Annotated in this window: 12 protein-coding genes and 3 pseudogenes; 7 read left to right on the top strand and 8 right to left on the bottom strand. The window is 61.5% G+C overall.

Annotated elements, in window-relative coordinates; all coding sequences use genetic code 11:
- Positions 1–75: 75 nt before the first annotated feature.
- The 3 genes from AB1I47_RS25895 to AB1I47_RS25885 all read right to left on the bottom strand — a co-directional run bounded on the left by AB1I47_RS25895 (position 76) and on the right by AB1I47_RS25885 (position 2,128).
- The gene (locus AB1I47_RS25895) at positions 76–528 is read right to left on the bottom strand and encodes an Ohr family peroxiredoxin (RefSeq protein WP_354686560.1); all 453 of its coding nucleotides are present in this window, start codon (positions 526–528) and stop codon (positions 76–78) included.
- 84 nt (positions 529–612) lie between these two features.
- Entirely contained in the window at positions 613–1,179 is a 567-nt protein-coding gene (locus AB1I47_RS25890) for a substrate-binding domain-containing protein (protein ID WP_354686559.1), read from the bottom strand.
- A 34-nt stretch (positions 1,180–1,213) separates the two neighbouring features.
- The gene (locus AB1I47_RS25885; protein ID WP_354686558.1) at positions 1,214–2,128 is read right to left on the bottom strand and encodes a LysR family transcriptional regulator; all 915 of its coding nucleotides are present in this window, start codon (positions 2,126–2,128) and stop codon (positions 1,214–1,216) included.
- A gap of 136 nt (positions 2,129–2,264) precedes the next feature.
- Between AB1I47_RS25885 and AB1I47_RS25880 the strand changes: the two genes are divergently transcribed.
- From AB1I47_RS25880 to AB1I47_RS25860, 5 genes are all read left to right on the top strand, one after another.
- Positions 2,265–2,648, top strand: coding sequence for a VOC family protein (locus tag AB1I47_RS25880; protein ID WP_354686557.1), 384 nt, complete (start codon positions 2,265–2,267; stop codon positions 2,646–2,648).
- Complete coding sequence (locus tag AB1I47_RS25875) at positions 2,645–3,571, top strand: NAD(P)-dependent oxidoreductase (protein ID WP_354686556.1); 927 nt, start codon at positions 2,645–2,647, stop codon at positions 3,569–3,571. The genes AB1I47_RS25880 and AB1I47_RS25875 overlap by 4 nt, the downstream gene beginning before the upstream one ends.
- A 1-nt stretch (position 3,572) precedes the next feature.
- Positions 3,573–5,267, top strand: coding sequence for an IlvD/Edd family dehydratase (locus AB1I47_RS25870; protein ID WP_354686555.1), 1,695 nt, complete (start codon positions 3,573–3,575; stop codon positions 5,265–5,267).
- A gap of 32 nt (positions 5,268–5,299) precedes the next feature.
- Positions 5,300–6,640, top strand: a complete 1,341-nt coding sequence (locus AB1I47_RS25865) for an NAD(P)H-dependent oxidoreductase (protein WP_354686554.1) — start codon at positions 5,300–5,302, stop codon at positions 6,638–6,640.
- 67 nt (positions 6,641–6,707) lie between these two features.
- Positions 6,708–7,676, top strand: a complete 969-nt coding sequence (locus AB1I47_RS25860; RefSeq protein WP_354686553.1) for a Bug family tripartite tricarboxylate transporter substrate binding protein — start codon at positions 6,708–6,710, stop codon at positions 7,674–7,676.
- A gap of 26 nt (positions 7,677–7,702) precedes the next feature.
- On the opposite strand, the pseudogene AB1I47_RS25855 reads toward AB1I47_RS25860, so the two are convergent.
- Positions 7,703–8,331 (bottom strand): annotated as a pseudogene (locus tag AB1I47_RS25855) (AMP-binding protein); the annotation flags it as partial.
- A complete protein-coding gene (locus AB1I47_RS25850; RefSeq protein ID WP_354686552.1) occupies positions 8,304–8,948 on the bottom strand; it encodes a glutathione S-transferase family protein in 645 nt (214 codons plus the stop codon). The gene AB1I47_RS25850 and the pseudogene AB1I47_RS25855, both read right to left, overlap by 28 nt.
- Positions 8,949–9,289: 341 nt before the next feature.
- Here AB1I47_RS25850 and AB1I47_RS25845 point away from each other — a divergent pair, with 341 nt between their 5' ends.
- Positions 9,290–10,450, top strand: a complete 1,161-nt coding sequence (locus tag AB1I47_RS25845; protein WP_354686586.1) for a glycosyltransferase family 4 protein — start codon at positions 9,290–9,292, stop codon at positions 10,448–10,450.
- Between the two features lie 16 nt (positions 10,451–10,466).
- Positions 10,467–11,204: a polysaccharide deacetylase family protein gene (locus tag AB1I47_RS25840; RefSeq protein WP_354686551.1), complete on the top strand. Its 738-nt coding sequence runs from the start codon at positions 10,467–10,469 to the stop codon at positions 11,202–11,204.
- Between the two features lie 142 nt (positions 11,205–11,346).
- Here the strand turns inward: AB1I47_RS25840 and AB1I47_RS25835 are convergent, their stop codons facing one another.
- The 3 genes and pseudogenes from AB1I47_RS25835 to AB1I47_RS25825 form a co-directional block, all read right to left on the bottom strand.
- A complete protein-coding gene (locus AB1I47_RS25835; protein ID WP_354686550.1) occupies positions 11,347–11,547 on the bottom strand; it encodes a hypothetical protein in 201 nt (66 codons plus the stop codon).
- A gap of 312 nt (positions 11,548–11,859) precedes the next feature.
- A pseudogene (locus tag AB1I47_RS25830) lies at positions 11,860–12,378 on the bottom strand (helix-turn-helix domain-containing protein); the annotation flags it as partial.
- A gap of 298 nt (positions 12,379–12,676) precedes the next feature.
- Positions 12,677–14,059 (bottom strand): annotated as a pseudogene (locus AB1I47_RS25825) (ISNCY family transposase).
- Positions 14,060–14,263 lie beyond the last annotated feature (204 nt).

Raw genomic sequence — 14,263 nt, 5'->3', positions numbered from 1 at the left:
TCGGGTCAGTCTGGTTAGGTATCGTATGCGATTACATCGCATACGACTAATATGGGGTTAGAGAAGCTTCGCGGATTACGACGTGAACACGTTCAGCGCCACGTCGATATTGCCGCGCGTTGCCTTCGAGTAGGGGCAGATGGCGTCGGCGGCGTGAGCCAGTTCCGTGGCGACATCCTGCGGCAGGCCCGGGACCCGCACGTTCAGGCGGGCTTGCAGGAAGTATTCCGCGCCGGTCTGGCCAAGATCGACTTCGATGTCGACGGCCAGGTCCGCCGGCAGCGTCACCTTCATCTCCTTGGCGACCAGGCCAACCGCGGCGATATAGCAGGCCGACCAGGCGCCCGCGAACAGTTGTTCAGCGGTCGGGTGCGGCTGGACCGCGGGGAACACATGCGCCGGGGTGGTGCTGTTGCCCGGCGACAGCGCGATGTCCAGCGTGCCGTTATGGCCGCGCGAGGTAACGCCGGCGCTGCTGTGCGCGGTGTGGGTCTTGCCGGTGGCGAGGACTTTTTCGATCTTGCTCATGGTGATGGGTCTCTGATGGTTGGGGTTCTATGTGTATCGCATCCGTTTAGATCGCATGCGATGGAATGCATAATGGAACATGCGTCATGCCTTGTCAAGGAAAAATATCGGGCGCCCGCGGCAGGGCAGGGGAAAGCGCCCCGACGGTCGCTTGCCGCACGATGCAGAGGCTTTAGCGCGACATCCGCGCGTCAGGTCGAACCGCGTTCGACAATGCGGAGGCCGACATCGACCACTGGCTGTGCCACTGCCGCGCCGCGTCACCGCTCCAGCAGGATGCGCGCCGCCAGCTGGCCGATGTGCGCGCCCATCGACCTGCACGGTGGTCAGCGACGGTTCCATGTGCGCGGCGAAGTCCGCATCGCCGAACCCGCACACGGCCAGGTCCTGCGGGATGCGCAGGCCGCGCGCCAGCGCTTCGACGACGACGCCTTGCGCAAGCTGGTCTGAGCTGCAGTAGATCGCCTGGATCCCGGGATCTTTTGCCAGCAGCTCGGACAACGCCTGCCGGCCCAGCGCCAGGCTGCTTGGCGCCGGGACGTAAGCGGTAGGCACGTCATGGCCGATGGTGGACAGAAAGCCTTCGCGCCGCACCGCTGCCCGCTGGTCGTCACCGGTCGCGATGCCCAGTTTGGGTGTCCGCAACTTCAACCACGATGTTCAGGAACCAGTTGCCTCTCGCAGTTCAATCAGGGGGCTTGCTTAGATGCTCGACGAGCAGCGCAGCTGAGCCGGAAAGAGCGCGGGAGTCGCTCGTGGCAATGAGCAGTCTTCGCTCTGCCCAATCATCCACCAGCCGTACCGCTTTCAAGCCTAGAGGCTCCAGCTTTCGAAAGCATGCTCCGAGGGGAAGTACGCCAATCCCCAGATTCGAAGCAATCATCTCGGACATGGCATCGAAGCTTCGAACTTGAACGCGCAAGCGCAAAGGGAAGCCAATGTCATGGGCCGCAGTCGAAATGGTGTTGAGCAGTGAGCTACCGCGATTCAGACCTACGAAGTCATAAGAAAGACAGCTCCGAAAGTCGATTTCGTCGACCTCCCCCAAGGGGTGAGTCTTTGAGCAAAGGACAACCAGGCAGTCGGTGCGATAGGGAATGACGTTCAGGCCGTGCGTCGGCGCGCCTTCGACGAATATGCCTACGTCGGCCATCCCTTCCACTACCGCACGGACTATGTCACCGCTAAGTTGCTCCTCGACCTCGACACGGGTGTCGGGGTAAAGGTGCAAGAAGCTTTGCAGCGCGGAAGGCAGAAATTCGACCAGGGCGGACATGTTCGCCCAGAGCCGAACATGCCCTCGGGACCCATGCGAGTACTCGCTGAGCTCGTTGCTGAAAAGCTCGAACCCCTGGAAAAGCCGCATCGCGTGCTGAAGCGCGACATGACCTGCGGGCGTCAACCGGATACCGTGGGCAGTCCGCTCCATGAGAACGGCCTTCGAGGCAGCTTCGAAATCCGAAATCCGTCTGCTTGCGGCCGATAGCGCCAAGCTACACCGCTCCGCGCCCTTGGTGATGCTGCCCGTCTGAGCCACTGCGCAGAAAAGTCGCAGTGTGACGAAGTCAACACGCGCGGGATTGATGAGTTCCTGTGACATATCAACATCTTAGCAGCCGGGCCGGGGCGACTGCTTCGCAAAATGCGAAGACTACATGCGAAATTAGGAATTCCTGCCACGCTTTCTGTCAGCCTAAAGTCAGGCATTCGCGAAATTGCAAGAAGGAGACACCCCGGTGATTCATCATTTGGACCATCTTGTCTTGACGACCAGTAACGAGGAAGCCTGTGTGGACTTCTACGTCGGTCTGCTGGGAATGACACTCGAGACATTCGGCGAAGGCCGCAAAGCCTTCAAGTTCGGCGAGCAGAAAATCAATCTGCATGTAAAGGGCAAGGAATTCGAGCCCAAGGCCCATCTTCCCGTACCAGGCGCTCTGGACCTCTGCTTCATCGCGGCGATTCCGCTGGACGAAGTCATTGCGCGATTGAATGCCAGCGGCGCTCAAATTATCGAAGGGCCCGTCGCCCGCACCGGGGCCAACTACCGCATTCGCTCCATTTACCTGCGCGACCCCGACCTGAATCTGATTGAAATCTCCGGGAGGGCCGACGCATGAGCGTAGCAAAATCCGACCGCACCATCGTTGGCTTCGTCGGCCTCGGCCAGATGGGGAAGCCGATGGCGCTGAATCTCGTGCACGCCGATACGGACCTGCGAGTCACGTCGAAGGTGCAGAACGCCTATCCGGAATTGCAGGCGGCCGGCGCCACGACGGTCGACTCCCTGGCTGGGCTGGCCGACGCGAACATTGTGTTCCTGAGCCTGCCGGGCACCGCGGCTGTCATGGACGTGCTGTTCGGCGACGGTGGACTGACAAGCCTGCTGCGGCCTGGCTCCATCGTTGTCGATACCAGCACGATGGAGCATGGCGCCACGCTGGATATTCATTCGCGTCTGGCCACGGCCAATATCGCGTTCCTGGATGCTCCGGTGTCGGGAATGCAATCGCGCGCGGAAGCCGGCACGCTGACCGTCATGTGTGGCGGCGCGAAAGAAACGTTCGAGACGGTGAAGCCATGGCTTGAGCGCATGGGCAACAACATCCTCTTCATGGGGGACGCGGGCAGTGGACAGCTGACGAAGCTCGTGAACCAGCTGCTCTTTGACATCAACTGCGCGGCGCTTGCAGAGATTTTGCCGATGGCGCGGCGGATGGGGCTGGATGCGGAAAAGATTGCGTCGGTCATCAACAGTGGAACGGGACGCAGCTATGCGTCGGAGTTCTTCCTTCCTCGCATCCTGGCGCGCCACTTCAGCGACGGCTATCCGCTCCAGGCCGCCTACAAGGACCTGGTCAGCGCCGCCGAGCTAGGCGCTCGCCATTGCATCCCGATGCCGGTGCTTGCAGCCGCGACCGCCACTTACCAAATGAGCCTTCTGTCGGGCCACGGTACCAGCGACAAGGGCGCAATGACCCGATTCTTTGAAGACATGCTTGCCGTGCAGTTCAGCGCCGCAGCACCTCACACGGAGAAGTAACATGGCTGAACCGCTTGGCCTCGACAATGGATTGACCAACTACGGCGACCGCGACTTTGCGCGTTACCTGCGCCGCTCGATGGCGCATTCGATGGGCATTTCAAGTGAACTGCTGTCCCGGCCGGTAATCGGCATTGCTGCGTCACCCAGCGATTTCAACAACTGCCATCGCTACATGCCGCAACTCGTGGAAGCCGTTTCCCGCGGTGTGCTGGCTGCCGGCGGCCTGCCACGAATGTTTCCCACCGTTTCGCTGGGCGAAGTGTTCCTCAACCCGACCAGCATGGTGTACCGCAACCTGATGTCCATGGACGTCGAGGAGATGGTTCGCGCGCAACCGATGGATGCGGTCGTGCTCATCGGTGGCTGCGACAAGACTGTGCCGGCTCAGCTGATGGGCGCTGCCTCTGCCAATCGCCCCGCAATCCAACTGGTCACCGGCCCGATGTCGACAGGGCGGCACAAGGGTGAGCGACTGGGCGCCTGTACGGATTGCCGCCGCTTCTGGGGCAAGTTCCGCGCCGGGGAAATCGACCAGTGCGAAATCCAGACCGTAGAGACACGCCTGGCTACTACCGCCGGCACCTGTGCTGTCATGGGTACCGCCAGCACGATGGCATGCATTGCCGAGACGTTGGGCATGTCGCTGCCGGGTACGGCCGCAATTCCTGCGGTGGATTCCCAACGTCTGGTGGCCGCTGAGGAAACCGGCAAGGCAGCCGTACGGCTTGCACATTCGCCTATCCTGCCCTCACAAATCATGACGGAGCAGTCGGTCGAAAATGCCTTCCGTATCCTGATGGCGCTGGGCGGTTCGACCAACGCAATCATTCACTTGACCGCCGTTGCCGGCCGCCTCGGCATTCGCATCAGCCCGGAACGTCTCAACGAGATTTCGGATGAAACTCCGGTATTGGTCGACCTTAAACCGGTGGGTGAGGGCTACATGGAGGACTTCCATGCCGCAGGCGGGATGGGAGCGGTGCTCCGCGAACTGCGCCGCTTGCTGAACCTGGACTGCCTCACGGTTGATGGCCGCACGCTGCGCGAACGCCTTGACGAACCGGCGGGCTGGGTTGACCGGAAAGTCATCCGGTCCTTCGACGAACCGGTGAGCAATGTGGGCGGCCTGATTTCCCTACATGGAAGCCTTGCCCCCGACGGCGCAATCTTCAAGCGCGCCGCGGCAACGCCTGCTCTTTTTGAGAAGGAAGGTCGTGCCGTGGTGTTCGAGGGTCTGGAGGACCTGGCAAACCGGGTGGATTCGCCCGACCTCGACGTAACCGCCGACGACATCCTGGTGCTGAAGAACGCGGGTCCGCTGGCCGCGGGGATGCCGGAAGCCGGCTACCTTCCCATTCCCTCGAAGCTCGCAAAGGCTGGCGTAAAGGACATGGTGCGTATCTCGGATGCCCGCATGAGCGGTACCGCCTACGGAACCATCGTTCTGCACGTTTCTCCTGAGGCAGCCGCCGGCGGTCCCCTGGAAGCGGTGCGCAACGGCGACCGGATTCGCTTGTCGGTGTCTGAGAAGAGCATCGACTTGCTGGTCGAGCCTGAAGAAATCGCACGTCGTCTCGCCGAGCGCAAGCCACTGCCCCGGAAACGCGGTGGCTATCAGGAGCTCTATCAGCGCACCGTGCTGCAGGCCCCTGAAGGCTGCGACCTGGACTTCCTCGCCCAGCCCCGTAGCTGACGCATTGAGTTTCCACCTCACTGGATTGGACCATGAATTTCTATCCGCAGTTGCTCGCGCGTGCCGAGCAAGGAAAGCCCGTGCGCGTTGGCCTCATTGGCGCAGGGAAGTTTGGCTCGATGTACCTGGCGCAGGTACCTCGCACGCCTGGCGTGCACATGGTCGGGATCGCCGACCTTGTGCCGGCAAACGCCCACGCCAGTCTTGAGCGAGTGGGTTGGGAACCTGGCCGCGCTACGGCAGCATCGCTGGACGATGCGGTACGCACCGGTTCGACGCATGTCGGCGATGATTGGGAAGCGCTTGTGGCGCATCCTGGCGTCGACATCATCATTGAATGCACGGGTAACCCCATTGCTGCTGTTGACCACTGTCTGGCAGCGTTCAAGCACGGCAAGCACGTCATCAATGTCACGGTCGAAGCCGATGCATTTTGCGGCCCGCTGCTGGCCCACCGCGCCCGCGAGGCTGGCGTGGTGTACTCCCTGGCCTATGGCGACCAACCAGGCCTGGCTTGCGAACTGGTCGATTGGGCGCGCACGTGCGGGTTCCCGATCATCGCCGCGGGGCGTGGCCACAAGTGGCTGCCCAAGTTCCGCGAATCGACGCCCGATACGGTCTGGGACCACTGGGGTGTGACGGCCGAGCAGGCTCGCATCGGTGGCATGAACCCGAAGATGTTCAATGCTTTCCTCGATGGTTCCAAGCCCGCTATCGAAAGCACTGCCATTGCGAATGCCACCGGGCTTCAGGTGCAGGCGCAAGGTATCACCTTTGCACCGGCCTCCGTCGAGCAGATTCCCACGGTCATGCGGCTCAAGTCGGATGGCGGCGTGCTGTCGGAAAAGGGTATAGTCGATGTGGTGTCATCGCTGAACACCGATGGTACCTCCGTGGGCTACGACATTCGCAAGGGTGTCTGGGTCTGCGTTGAGGCACCGACCGAGTACATTCGCCGCTGCTTCAAGGAATACCAGGTCTTCACCGACCCCAATGGCCAGTGCATGGTGCAGTACAAGAAATGGCACCTGATTGGCCTGGAGCTCGGCATCTCTGTGGCGAGCGTCGGGCTCCGCGGCGAACCGACTGGCGTGGCACAGCATTTCAATGCCGACGTCGTCGCAACCGCAAAGCGGGATCTGAAGGCAGGGGAAATGCTCGATGGCGAAGGCGGCTACACGGTATTTGGCAAGCTCTTCCCCGCGAAGGAGTCGCTGCGTGTGGGCAGTCTGCCTCTGGGTCTGGCCCATCACCTCAAGCTGCGCCGCGATGTACCCAAGGACCAGTCGTTGACGTGGGAGGACGTGGTCATCGATGCAGAACAACCGGCCTACCGCGTTCGTAAAGAGATGGAAGCACTGTTCCAGAAGTGACGGACAACCAGTGACAAAGCCGGGATGGCAAGCCCGTCCCGGCCAATACATGATCAGGAGACAAAAAATGAAATGGAGCGTAAAAGCCGCTGTGACGGCGCTCATACTTGGGTCTGCATGGCCGGTGCTGGCAGCGGACGCCTACCCCAGCAAGCCTGTCACGATGATTGTGCCGAGCGCGCCTGCCGGTTCGACCGATATCGTCGCGCGGCTCATCGGCGAGCAGCTGGCCAAGGACCTGGGACAGCCTGTCGTGATTGAGAACCGGCCTGGTGCCAGCGGGAACATTGGCACAGAAGCTGTCGCACGAGCCAAGCCGGATGGGTACACGCTCCTGATGCAGTATTCCGGCTATCACGTGGGCAATCCGGCGCTGTTTCCCCAAGCGCGCTGGAAGCCCAAGGACTTCGCATCTGTAGCGCTGGTGATGCGTGCCCCGCATGTCGTCGCTGTCAGCGGCAAGATTCCAGCTCAGAACCTGCGCGACCTGATTGCCTTTGGAAAGAAGGGCAACCGGGGCTTGTTCTTTGCGTCATCGGGCAATGGCTCCATCCAGCATATCGCGGGCGTCATGTTTGGCAATCAAGCCCAGGTGCCGGTAACACACGTCCCGTACAAGGGTGCCGGCCCAGTGGTGAGCGACCTCATTGGCGGCCAGGTTGACATGTTCGTGACGACACCGCCATCGGTAATCGGTCAGGTCAAGGCCGGAAAAATCACGGCACTGGCTTATACAGGGCCTAAGCGCCATCCTTCGATGCCGGATGTCCCGACTGCTGCTGAAGCGGGCCTGCCTGGCTACAACGTGGAATCCTGGTTCGCCGTATTCGCTCCGGCAGGCACACCGCCGGACATCGTCAAGAAGCTCTCCACATCGATTCAGAAAATCGCGGAAAGTGCGGAGTATAAGAAGAAGATCGAGGAGCAGGGTGGCTTTGCTGCCTACATGGACCCTCCGGCTCTGGACAAATTCGTGACGCAAGAACTCGCCGCCTGGGCGAAGGTGATCAAGGACGGAAAAATCACCGCTGAATAACAGCGATGTCGGCAGCGCAGCATCTCCATAGCCAAAGGTATGGGTTCCACGGCAGCCAGTCGACCAGCACCGGCGGCTCGCGTGTGAAATCCGGAATGGCCTGCCGCAGCATCTGCTGGTTGCTGCAGAGCATCCGGTGCGTGGTGGGCACGGCCTTGGGCTGGCGGGTCGAGCCCGACGTGAACAGAAACTTGACCAGCGTCTCGGGGCCTACCGCGGCTTGTGCGTGGTCGACATTGGGCACCGGGGTCCGGAGCAGGGCATCGAAGCTCGTTGCCGTCCGTCCTGGCAATACGCCGTCCCGCGTCACCACCTCGATATCAGCCGGCACCACGGCATCGATGGCACGCGCGAACGCGGCGTCGGCTGCATACACCAGGCCGGGCGTCAGCACCCCGAAGACATGGCGCAGCCTGCCGAAGTCGCTCGACACCAGCGAGTAGGGCGGCGACACCGACGAGAACGGAACGCCGGCCCACATCGCACCCAGCGACAGCTGCAGGTGTTCCAGGTCATTGCCGGACAGGATCGTCAGCGGACGCTGCGCACTGAGGCCGCGATCGAGCAGCGCCTGGCCGATCGCGCGGGCGCGCGCGAGCATCTCACGATAGGTGATGTCGATCCAGTCTATCCCGCCTCGACCCGCGTGCAGTACGCCTCGATGGTTCGCTTCCATGCGGGCCGAGCCAGACACCGATCCCGATACGACGCGATGCCCGGATACGGCGCGATCAATCCCTCGTCCTTGATGCCCGAGCGCAGCACATGCGCCATCAGGATGTCGGCGACGGTGAAATCCTTTGTCGCGACGAAGTCGCGGTCAGCGAACCAGCGCTCCAGGTTCGTCAGCACCCGATTGACCCAGCCGACCAGGAACTCGCGGTGCTTGCCGCAGCTGCCATCCGCGGTCCAGTCGAGCACCATCAGGCTGAGCAGCGGCGGCTCGACCGAGTTCAACGCGGCGAAGCACCAGCGCACCACCTGCGCCTCGCCGGCGCGGTCGCCGGGGATCAGGCGGCCGGACTTCTTCGCCAGGTAGATGAGGATGGCGGCGGACTCGGACAGCACCAACCCCTCGTCGTCGATCGACGGGATCTGTTCGAAGGGGCTGAGCCGGCGATAGGCTTCGGTGTTCAGGTCGTGTGCGGGGTGGTCCATGCCGGCCAGCTCGAACGGCAGTTGCATCTCTTCAAGCGCCCACAGCACGCGCAGGTCTCGGGTGTGGCCCCGCGCGACAGCGTTGACCTTCGAAAAGCCATAGAGCTTGAGCATGGTGACGTTCCTTCGTTGGAGATGCCCTGCCGCGGCGAGTACCGACATTCTAAGCCGGCGCACCACGCCCCCGACGAGATGGCCTCGCTGCGCGCAGAGCAGAGACTCCGGCGTCGCGCCCTTGGAGCATGCGCCGTGGAGCGATCACGTCGAAACGGGTGTCACCAGCCCAATGTGACGCCCTTTACACCCGCATTGGTGCCAGTTTTACATGGAAGTTGATTAAGGCGCGCCCACTTGCTTGTTTCTAGGGGCGAGTCCCAATGGGGTGGTAACGAAATTCTCTGTAAAGATGGAATACAAAACCGGCATCACACGGAATGCCGGTGGTGGAGGAAAAATTGCGAGTGCTTTTGACGAATTTCCATCGAGGCAATGGTGGAGGGCACGACACGTATTTGCTGAACCTGCTGACCGCGCTGGCACTATCACACGAAGTGGCCGTGGCGGCGCCGCATTCCAGTCGCCTGTTTCGCCTCGCCAGCGGCCGCACGGGCGTGCGCGTGACGGCAGTCGACTTTGCGCCGCGCGGGTTGCGTTGGCTGCGAGAGTTGTGGACGCTCTGGCGGCTCGTCAGCCTGGGGCGCTTCGACATCGTCCACGTCAACGGGTCAGCGGACCACAAGCTCATCATGCTGGTGCGGCTGATGGCACTGCGCCGGCCGCGCATTGTCTACACGAAGCACAACGATCATCGCAGCCGCAGTGTCGGCAACTGGCTGCGTGCATGGTTGGGTACCGATCATGTCATCGCGGTCAGCGACTATGTCGCCGGCAAGCTGCGCGACTCGCCCTACCGCCGTTTGCCGATCACCACGGTACCACACGGCATCGATGGCAATCATTTCGCTCCACCCGCCGCGGACGAGGTAGCTGCGCTACGGACGCATCATTTCGGCGCGGAATCGGACTCCACGATTTTCGTCAGCACCGCGGGTACCCATCACGAAAAGGGCTGGATCGACCTGGTTGAAGCCGTTGCGCAACTGCCCGCGCACCTGCGTCGCCGGGCACGTGTGATCGTGGCCGGCGAGACACCATCGCCTTGCATGGTCAGCAAGGTCGAATCACTGGGACTGAGCGGGCACGTCGTCTTTACTGGCTTGCTGGACGACGTCCGGCCCACGCTCGCGGCGGGCAACGTCGCCTTTGTGCTCTCGAGGCGCGAGACGTTGTCCTTTGCGTGCCGTGAAGCGATGGCCATGGGCCTGCCGGTACTGGTTTCCGACGCCGGGGGATTGCCCGAGAACGTGACGGACGGGATTGATGGCTGGGTAGTGCCGCGTGCCGACGTCGCGGCGCTGCGCGCCCGGCTCGAGAGTATCCTGTCTGAGCCCGATCAGCTGATCGGGATGGGAAGCGCCGCTCTCGCCAAAAGTCAGGCGCACTTTGGTCTCGATGCCTTTGTTGCCGGCACCATGGCCGTATACCGGGCAACCCTCGACGCCGAAGTTACACCGGAACCTCTGCAGACCGCGCTGACCAAAAGTAACGGCCGATAACAGCGAAGTGCGCACCATGCCGATTCCGATCCTGACCTATCACCAGATTGATATCGTGCCGCCTCATGGCACGCCGTTCCGCGGCTTGACTGTCAGCCCCAGGCAGTTTCGCCTGCAAATGACGTGGATGCGTCGGCTGGGCTATCGGGGGCTGTCGATGCGAGAGTTGATGCCGTATATCCAAGGCAAGGCGGTCGGCAAAGTGTTTGGGATTACGTTCGACGATGGCTTCCGCAATGTTCACCGGCACGCGTTGCCCGTACTTGCCGAGCTGGGCTTCAGTGCTACCAACTACTTCGTGGCCGGGCAGATCGACGGCAGCAACGTCTGGGACACCGGCCAGGGCATACCGCCTGCTGCGCTGATGAATGCCGCCGAAGTCAGGGAATGGGCCCGCCTGGGCAATGAAGTCGGCGCCCATACGATCGACCACGTGCACCTGTCAGCAGTGCCGCTCGCTGAAGCCCGCCGGCAGATCGAGGGCTGCAAGGCAAAGCTTGAAGACTTGGTGTCAATGCCGATCACAGCGTTCTGTTATCCCTATGGGGAACAGCAGGCCGCGCACCGGGAACTGGTGCGCGAGGCTGGTTACGACAACGCCACGCTGACACAGCGGGGGTTGGCACGCGCCGATGACGACCCCTTCGGCCTGCCGCGCGTCAACGTGCATTGCGGTACCAATCTTCTTCGGTTTCTGCAGAAATGCCTTACGCGGCATGAAGATAAGCGACGGGCTATTGGCCTTGAGTCTTAGCTAGCAGACCCTGTGTCCTGGTAGCCGTCACCACGGTAATGTGCTGCCGTTCCCTGAATAACGTTCTGGAGCGGCGCGACAGCAATGCCGGACTCGATGAATACGAAAGCCAGCTAGCGCGCCGCCCAGAGCGGTACTGATGTCAACGAACTCTGGCAATAGCGCTGAGGATATTACTACCTCGGGTCGTAATGTTGGGACACCAATTTCCCGGCTCATAGTCTCCAAGATCTACCAGCCGTTGCTCGATGAGCGCATTAACAGTCTGGCGATCGAGATCCTTGATGTTGGGCGCTGCTTCTTCAATCAGCATGAGTGTGGCCACTTCATGAGGCGTTAGCATGGCTGTCTCCCAAGGGCTGTATTAGCGTCTGTTGAACCTACCGCTTTCGTCCTTTTGCGCGAACGTGTATTCAACGACGGTAGCGGCAAGTCGTCAAGATGAAGCAGCGCTATTTGGCATAGGGGTCTACCATAAGGCATCGACTCCAGATCTCACCATCATGCGATTCACTTTCCACCAGCCTGGTCACCCAGGGCAGCCTCTGCATGGTATCCGCTACTACGTGATGATTGGGGCGGGCCTGGTCGTGTTGGGCGCGCTGTACCTGCTCTTGTCCACGTAAATGCCGCTTGGGCGCGGACTTCACCGCTTTGCGTCATCGACGTAGACCAGCAACGTGCACGCCGGCGCCCGGTCCTCGAACCAGGCGTGGTCGCTGCCGTCGATCTGGACCAGCTCGCCCAGGCAGGCCCGGCGATTCCTTGGCTGGTACACCTTGGGCGGGCGCAGCTTCCTGGGCACCCAGAAACCGGCGTCGATCATGATCCGGCGCACGCATGCCGGCGAGATCTCGATGCCATGGCGCTCGCGCAGCTTCTCGGCGGCCAGCGTCGGGCCGAAGTCGGCATAGCTGTCGCGGATCAGGCCGCGCACGCGGGATTCCAGCCCCTGAGGCAACTGGTGATGACCGGGCTGTCCCCATTTACGGGAAACGAGGCCTCGAGGACCGTCCTGCCGGTACCGCTGCGCCAGACGCTCAACCTGGCGCGTGGAAATGCCAAGCTTCTCGGCTGCGCGCCAGACCATCAAGCCGTCTTCGACTACGGCCTGGATGACCTTGCAGCAGTCCAGTTCGCGCATGCTCATGGTGATCGTGTCGGGGCGGCCCATGATCGTGCTCCTGGCTTGGCGGCAAGGCCGCCAGCTTGGCATGATCCGGACCGAGGTACGACATTTGAATTCATCCCAACTACGACATTAGAAAAAACGGCTAACACTCAGTGTCCAGGCCAAGTTGAAATGTCCGGGCGCCAGCAAAGCTAAAATGTCCGGTCAGTCTTAAATCGCTTGGTCAGTTTTCCTGGATTTCCCGTAGGGCGGTGGTGCTGGCCTGACACGATTGGATCCAGCTCAGGGTGAAGCTGTTCATGCCGGCAGAGCGGATTTGAGTTCCAGAAGTAAGCTGGGCTCAGTTCTCGGTTCCGTTAAGCGGCCAAGGCTGCTGCTGTAGGCGTTGCAGAGCTTCCAACATATCGTTCTGGCCCAGCGACCGCTGGGACTTCTTGCCGGGCGGCCGTCCACGCTTGCGGGGTACTCCCTCTGTTCCAGGCACAGATAGTGACCGCGTATTGTCGCGCTTCTCCTGAACGTATTGCGCTATCTGCAAAACAGCTCCGAGCCGCTTGTTGTCCACAATCGCGCCTGATCGATCTTCGATAGCCGGTCGTAAACGGTATAGGGCAGGGCAGCGCCGTTCGCGCGTGGCTCGATCCTGCCGTCCGGATAGTGATAGACATCGATATAGCGACCGGCCAGCTTCCTATGCTCGGGCATATCCGTAAGCAGGTAGAGCATCTTGTCGTACTGGATCGTCAGGCTTTTGGATACGCAGCGCGGTTCGCGCCAGGTGAAGATCAGGTCCAAGTTCTCATCCGGTCGCAGCGGACGATGGGCGTTATGGCTGTTGCGCGGTGCCTTGGCGAAGCGCGCGTTGTAGTCCGCGATGAATTCGGGCATGAAGGCGTTTGCGGCTTCCATGGTGCTGATATCACGAAGGCGCAATTCCTTGACCAAGCGATCCTGCAGGGTCTGGTGGGCCCGTTCGACGCGGCCCTTGGCCTGGCTGCTGTTGGCGCAAATGCCCTCAATGTTCAGCTCGAACAAGGCCCGGGCAAACTGGGTATGGCCGTCGCCGCCGGTCGCGTTCGGCTTGTTGACGCGAAATACGCTTGCCTTGTCACTGTAAGACGCCATCGGCTTGCCGTGGCACTCCAGATAGGCCCGCGTCGCGGCAAAGTATGTGAACGTGGATTCCGAATGAGTGAAGCGCAGTTCCATGATCCGGCTGGTGGCGTCGTCGACGTAAACCAGCAGGGTGCAGGCTGGGGCGCGCTCCTCAAACCAGCGGTGATCGCTGCCGTCGATCTGGATCAGTTCGCCATAGCAGGCGCGCCGGTTACGAGGCTGGTAGACCTTTGGCGGCCGCTGTTTGCGCGGCACCCACAGTCCGGCCACCGTCATTAGCCGGCGAATCGTTTCCTTGGACAGCTTCAGCCCATGACGCTCGTGTAACTTCTCGGCGGCCAGGGTCGGCCCAAAGTCGGCGTAATGCTCGCGGATCAGGTCAAGCGCTGCGGCCTCACGATCGGCCGATAGGCGGTTGTTGGCGGGCCGGCCGCGCTTGCGGGAGACCAGCCCAGACGGTCCTTCCTGCCGATAGCGCTCCAGCAGGTCGGTGATCTGCAACCGTTCAGCGGCCACGCTCGGCCGCAACTGACCCCACGACCGCCTGGACGGTCTTGAGCCTGTCTAACTCTCGCATGCTTACTGTAATGACGTCGGATTTAGCCATCGCCGTGCGTTCTCTACTGCATTCAACCGGGCAGGCTAAATACCACGAAGAGCGCCTCAGGCGGACATTTCTGCTTTGCTAGAACCGGACATTACTGCTTTGCCGCCACACCAAGTGTCTAGGCTAAGTTCAAATGTCCGGCGCTCAGCTAAGCTGAAATGTCCGATCTAGAAGGTGTGGTGTTGAGGTTCGGTGTTTGGCTTT

This window comes from Cupriavidus necator (assembly GCF_040578825.1).
In the GTDB taxonomy this organism is placed as follows: domain Bacteria; phylum Pseudomonadota; class Gammaproteobacteria; order Burkholderiales; family Burkholderiaceae; genus Cupriavidus; species Cupriavidus necator_E.
Note: the sequence above shows the minus strand (reverse complement) of the source record. Positions and strands in the feature narration are given on the sequence as shown.

Excerpts from the sequence above, each read along its gene's own strand:
- AB1I47_RS25895 (WP_354686560.1), bottom strand. The coding sequence starts at position 528 with ATGAGCAAGATCGAAAAAGTCCTCGCCACCGGCAAGACCCACACCGCG.
- AB1I47_RS25885 (WP_354686558.1), bottom strand. The coding sequence starts at position 2,128 with ATGTCACAGGAACTCATCAATCCCGCGCGTGTTGACTTCGTCACACTG.
- AB1I47_RS25875 (WP_354686556.1), top strand. The coding sequence starts at position 2,645 with ATGAGCGTAGCAAAATCCGACCGCACCATCGTTGGCTTCGTCGGCCTC.
- AB1I47_RS25870 (WP_354686555.1), top strand. The coding sequence starts at position 3,573 with ATGGCTGAACCGCTTGGCCTCGACAATGGATTGACCAACTACGGCGAC.
- AB1I47_RS25865 (WP_354686554.1), top strand. The coding sequence starts at position 5,300 with ATGAATTTCTATCCGCAGTTGCTCGCGCGTGCCGAGCAAGGAAAGCCC.
- AB1I47_RS25860 (WP_354686553.1), top strand. The coding sequence starts at position 6,708 with ATGAAATGGAGCGTAAAAGCCGCTGTGACGGCGCTCATACTTGGGTCT.
- AB1I47_RS25850 (WP_354686552.1), bottom strand. The coding sequence starts at position 8,948 with ATGCTCAAGCTCTATGGCTTTTCGAAGGTCAACGCTGTCGCGCGGGGC.
- AB1I47_RS25840 (WP_354686551.1), top strand. The coding sequence starts at position 10,467 with ATGCCGATTCCGATCCTGACCTATCACCAGATTGATATCGTGCCGCCT.
- AB1I47_RS25835 (WP_354686550.1), bottom strand. The coding sequence starts at position 11,547 with ATGCTAACGCCTCATGAAGTGGCCACACTCATGCTGATTGAAGAAGCA.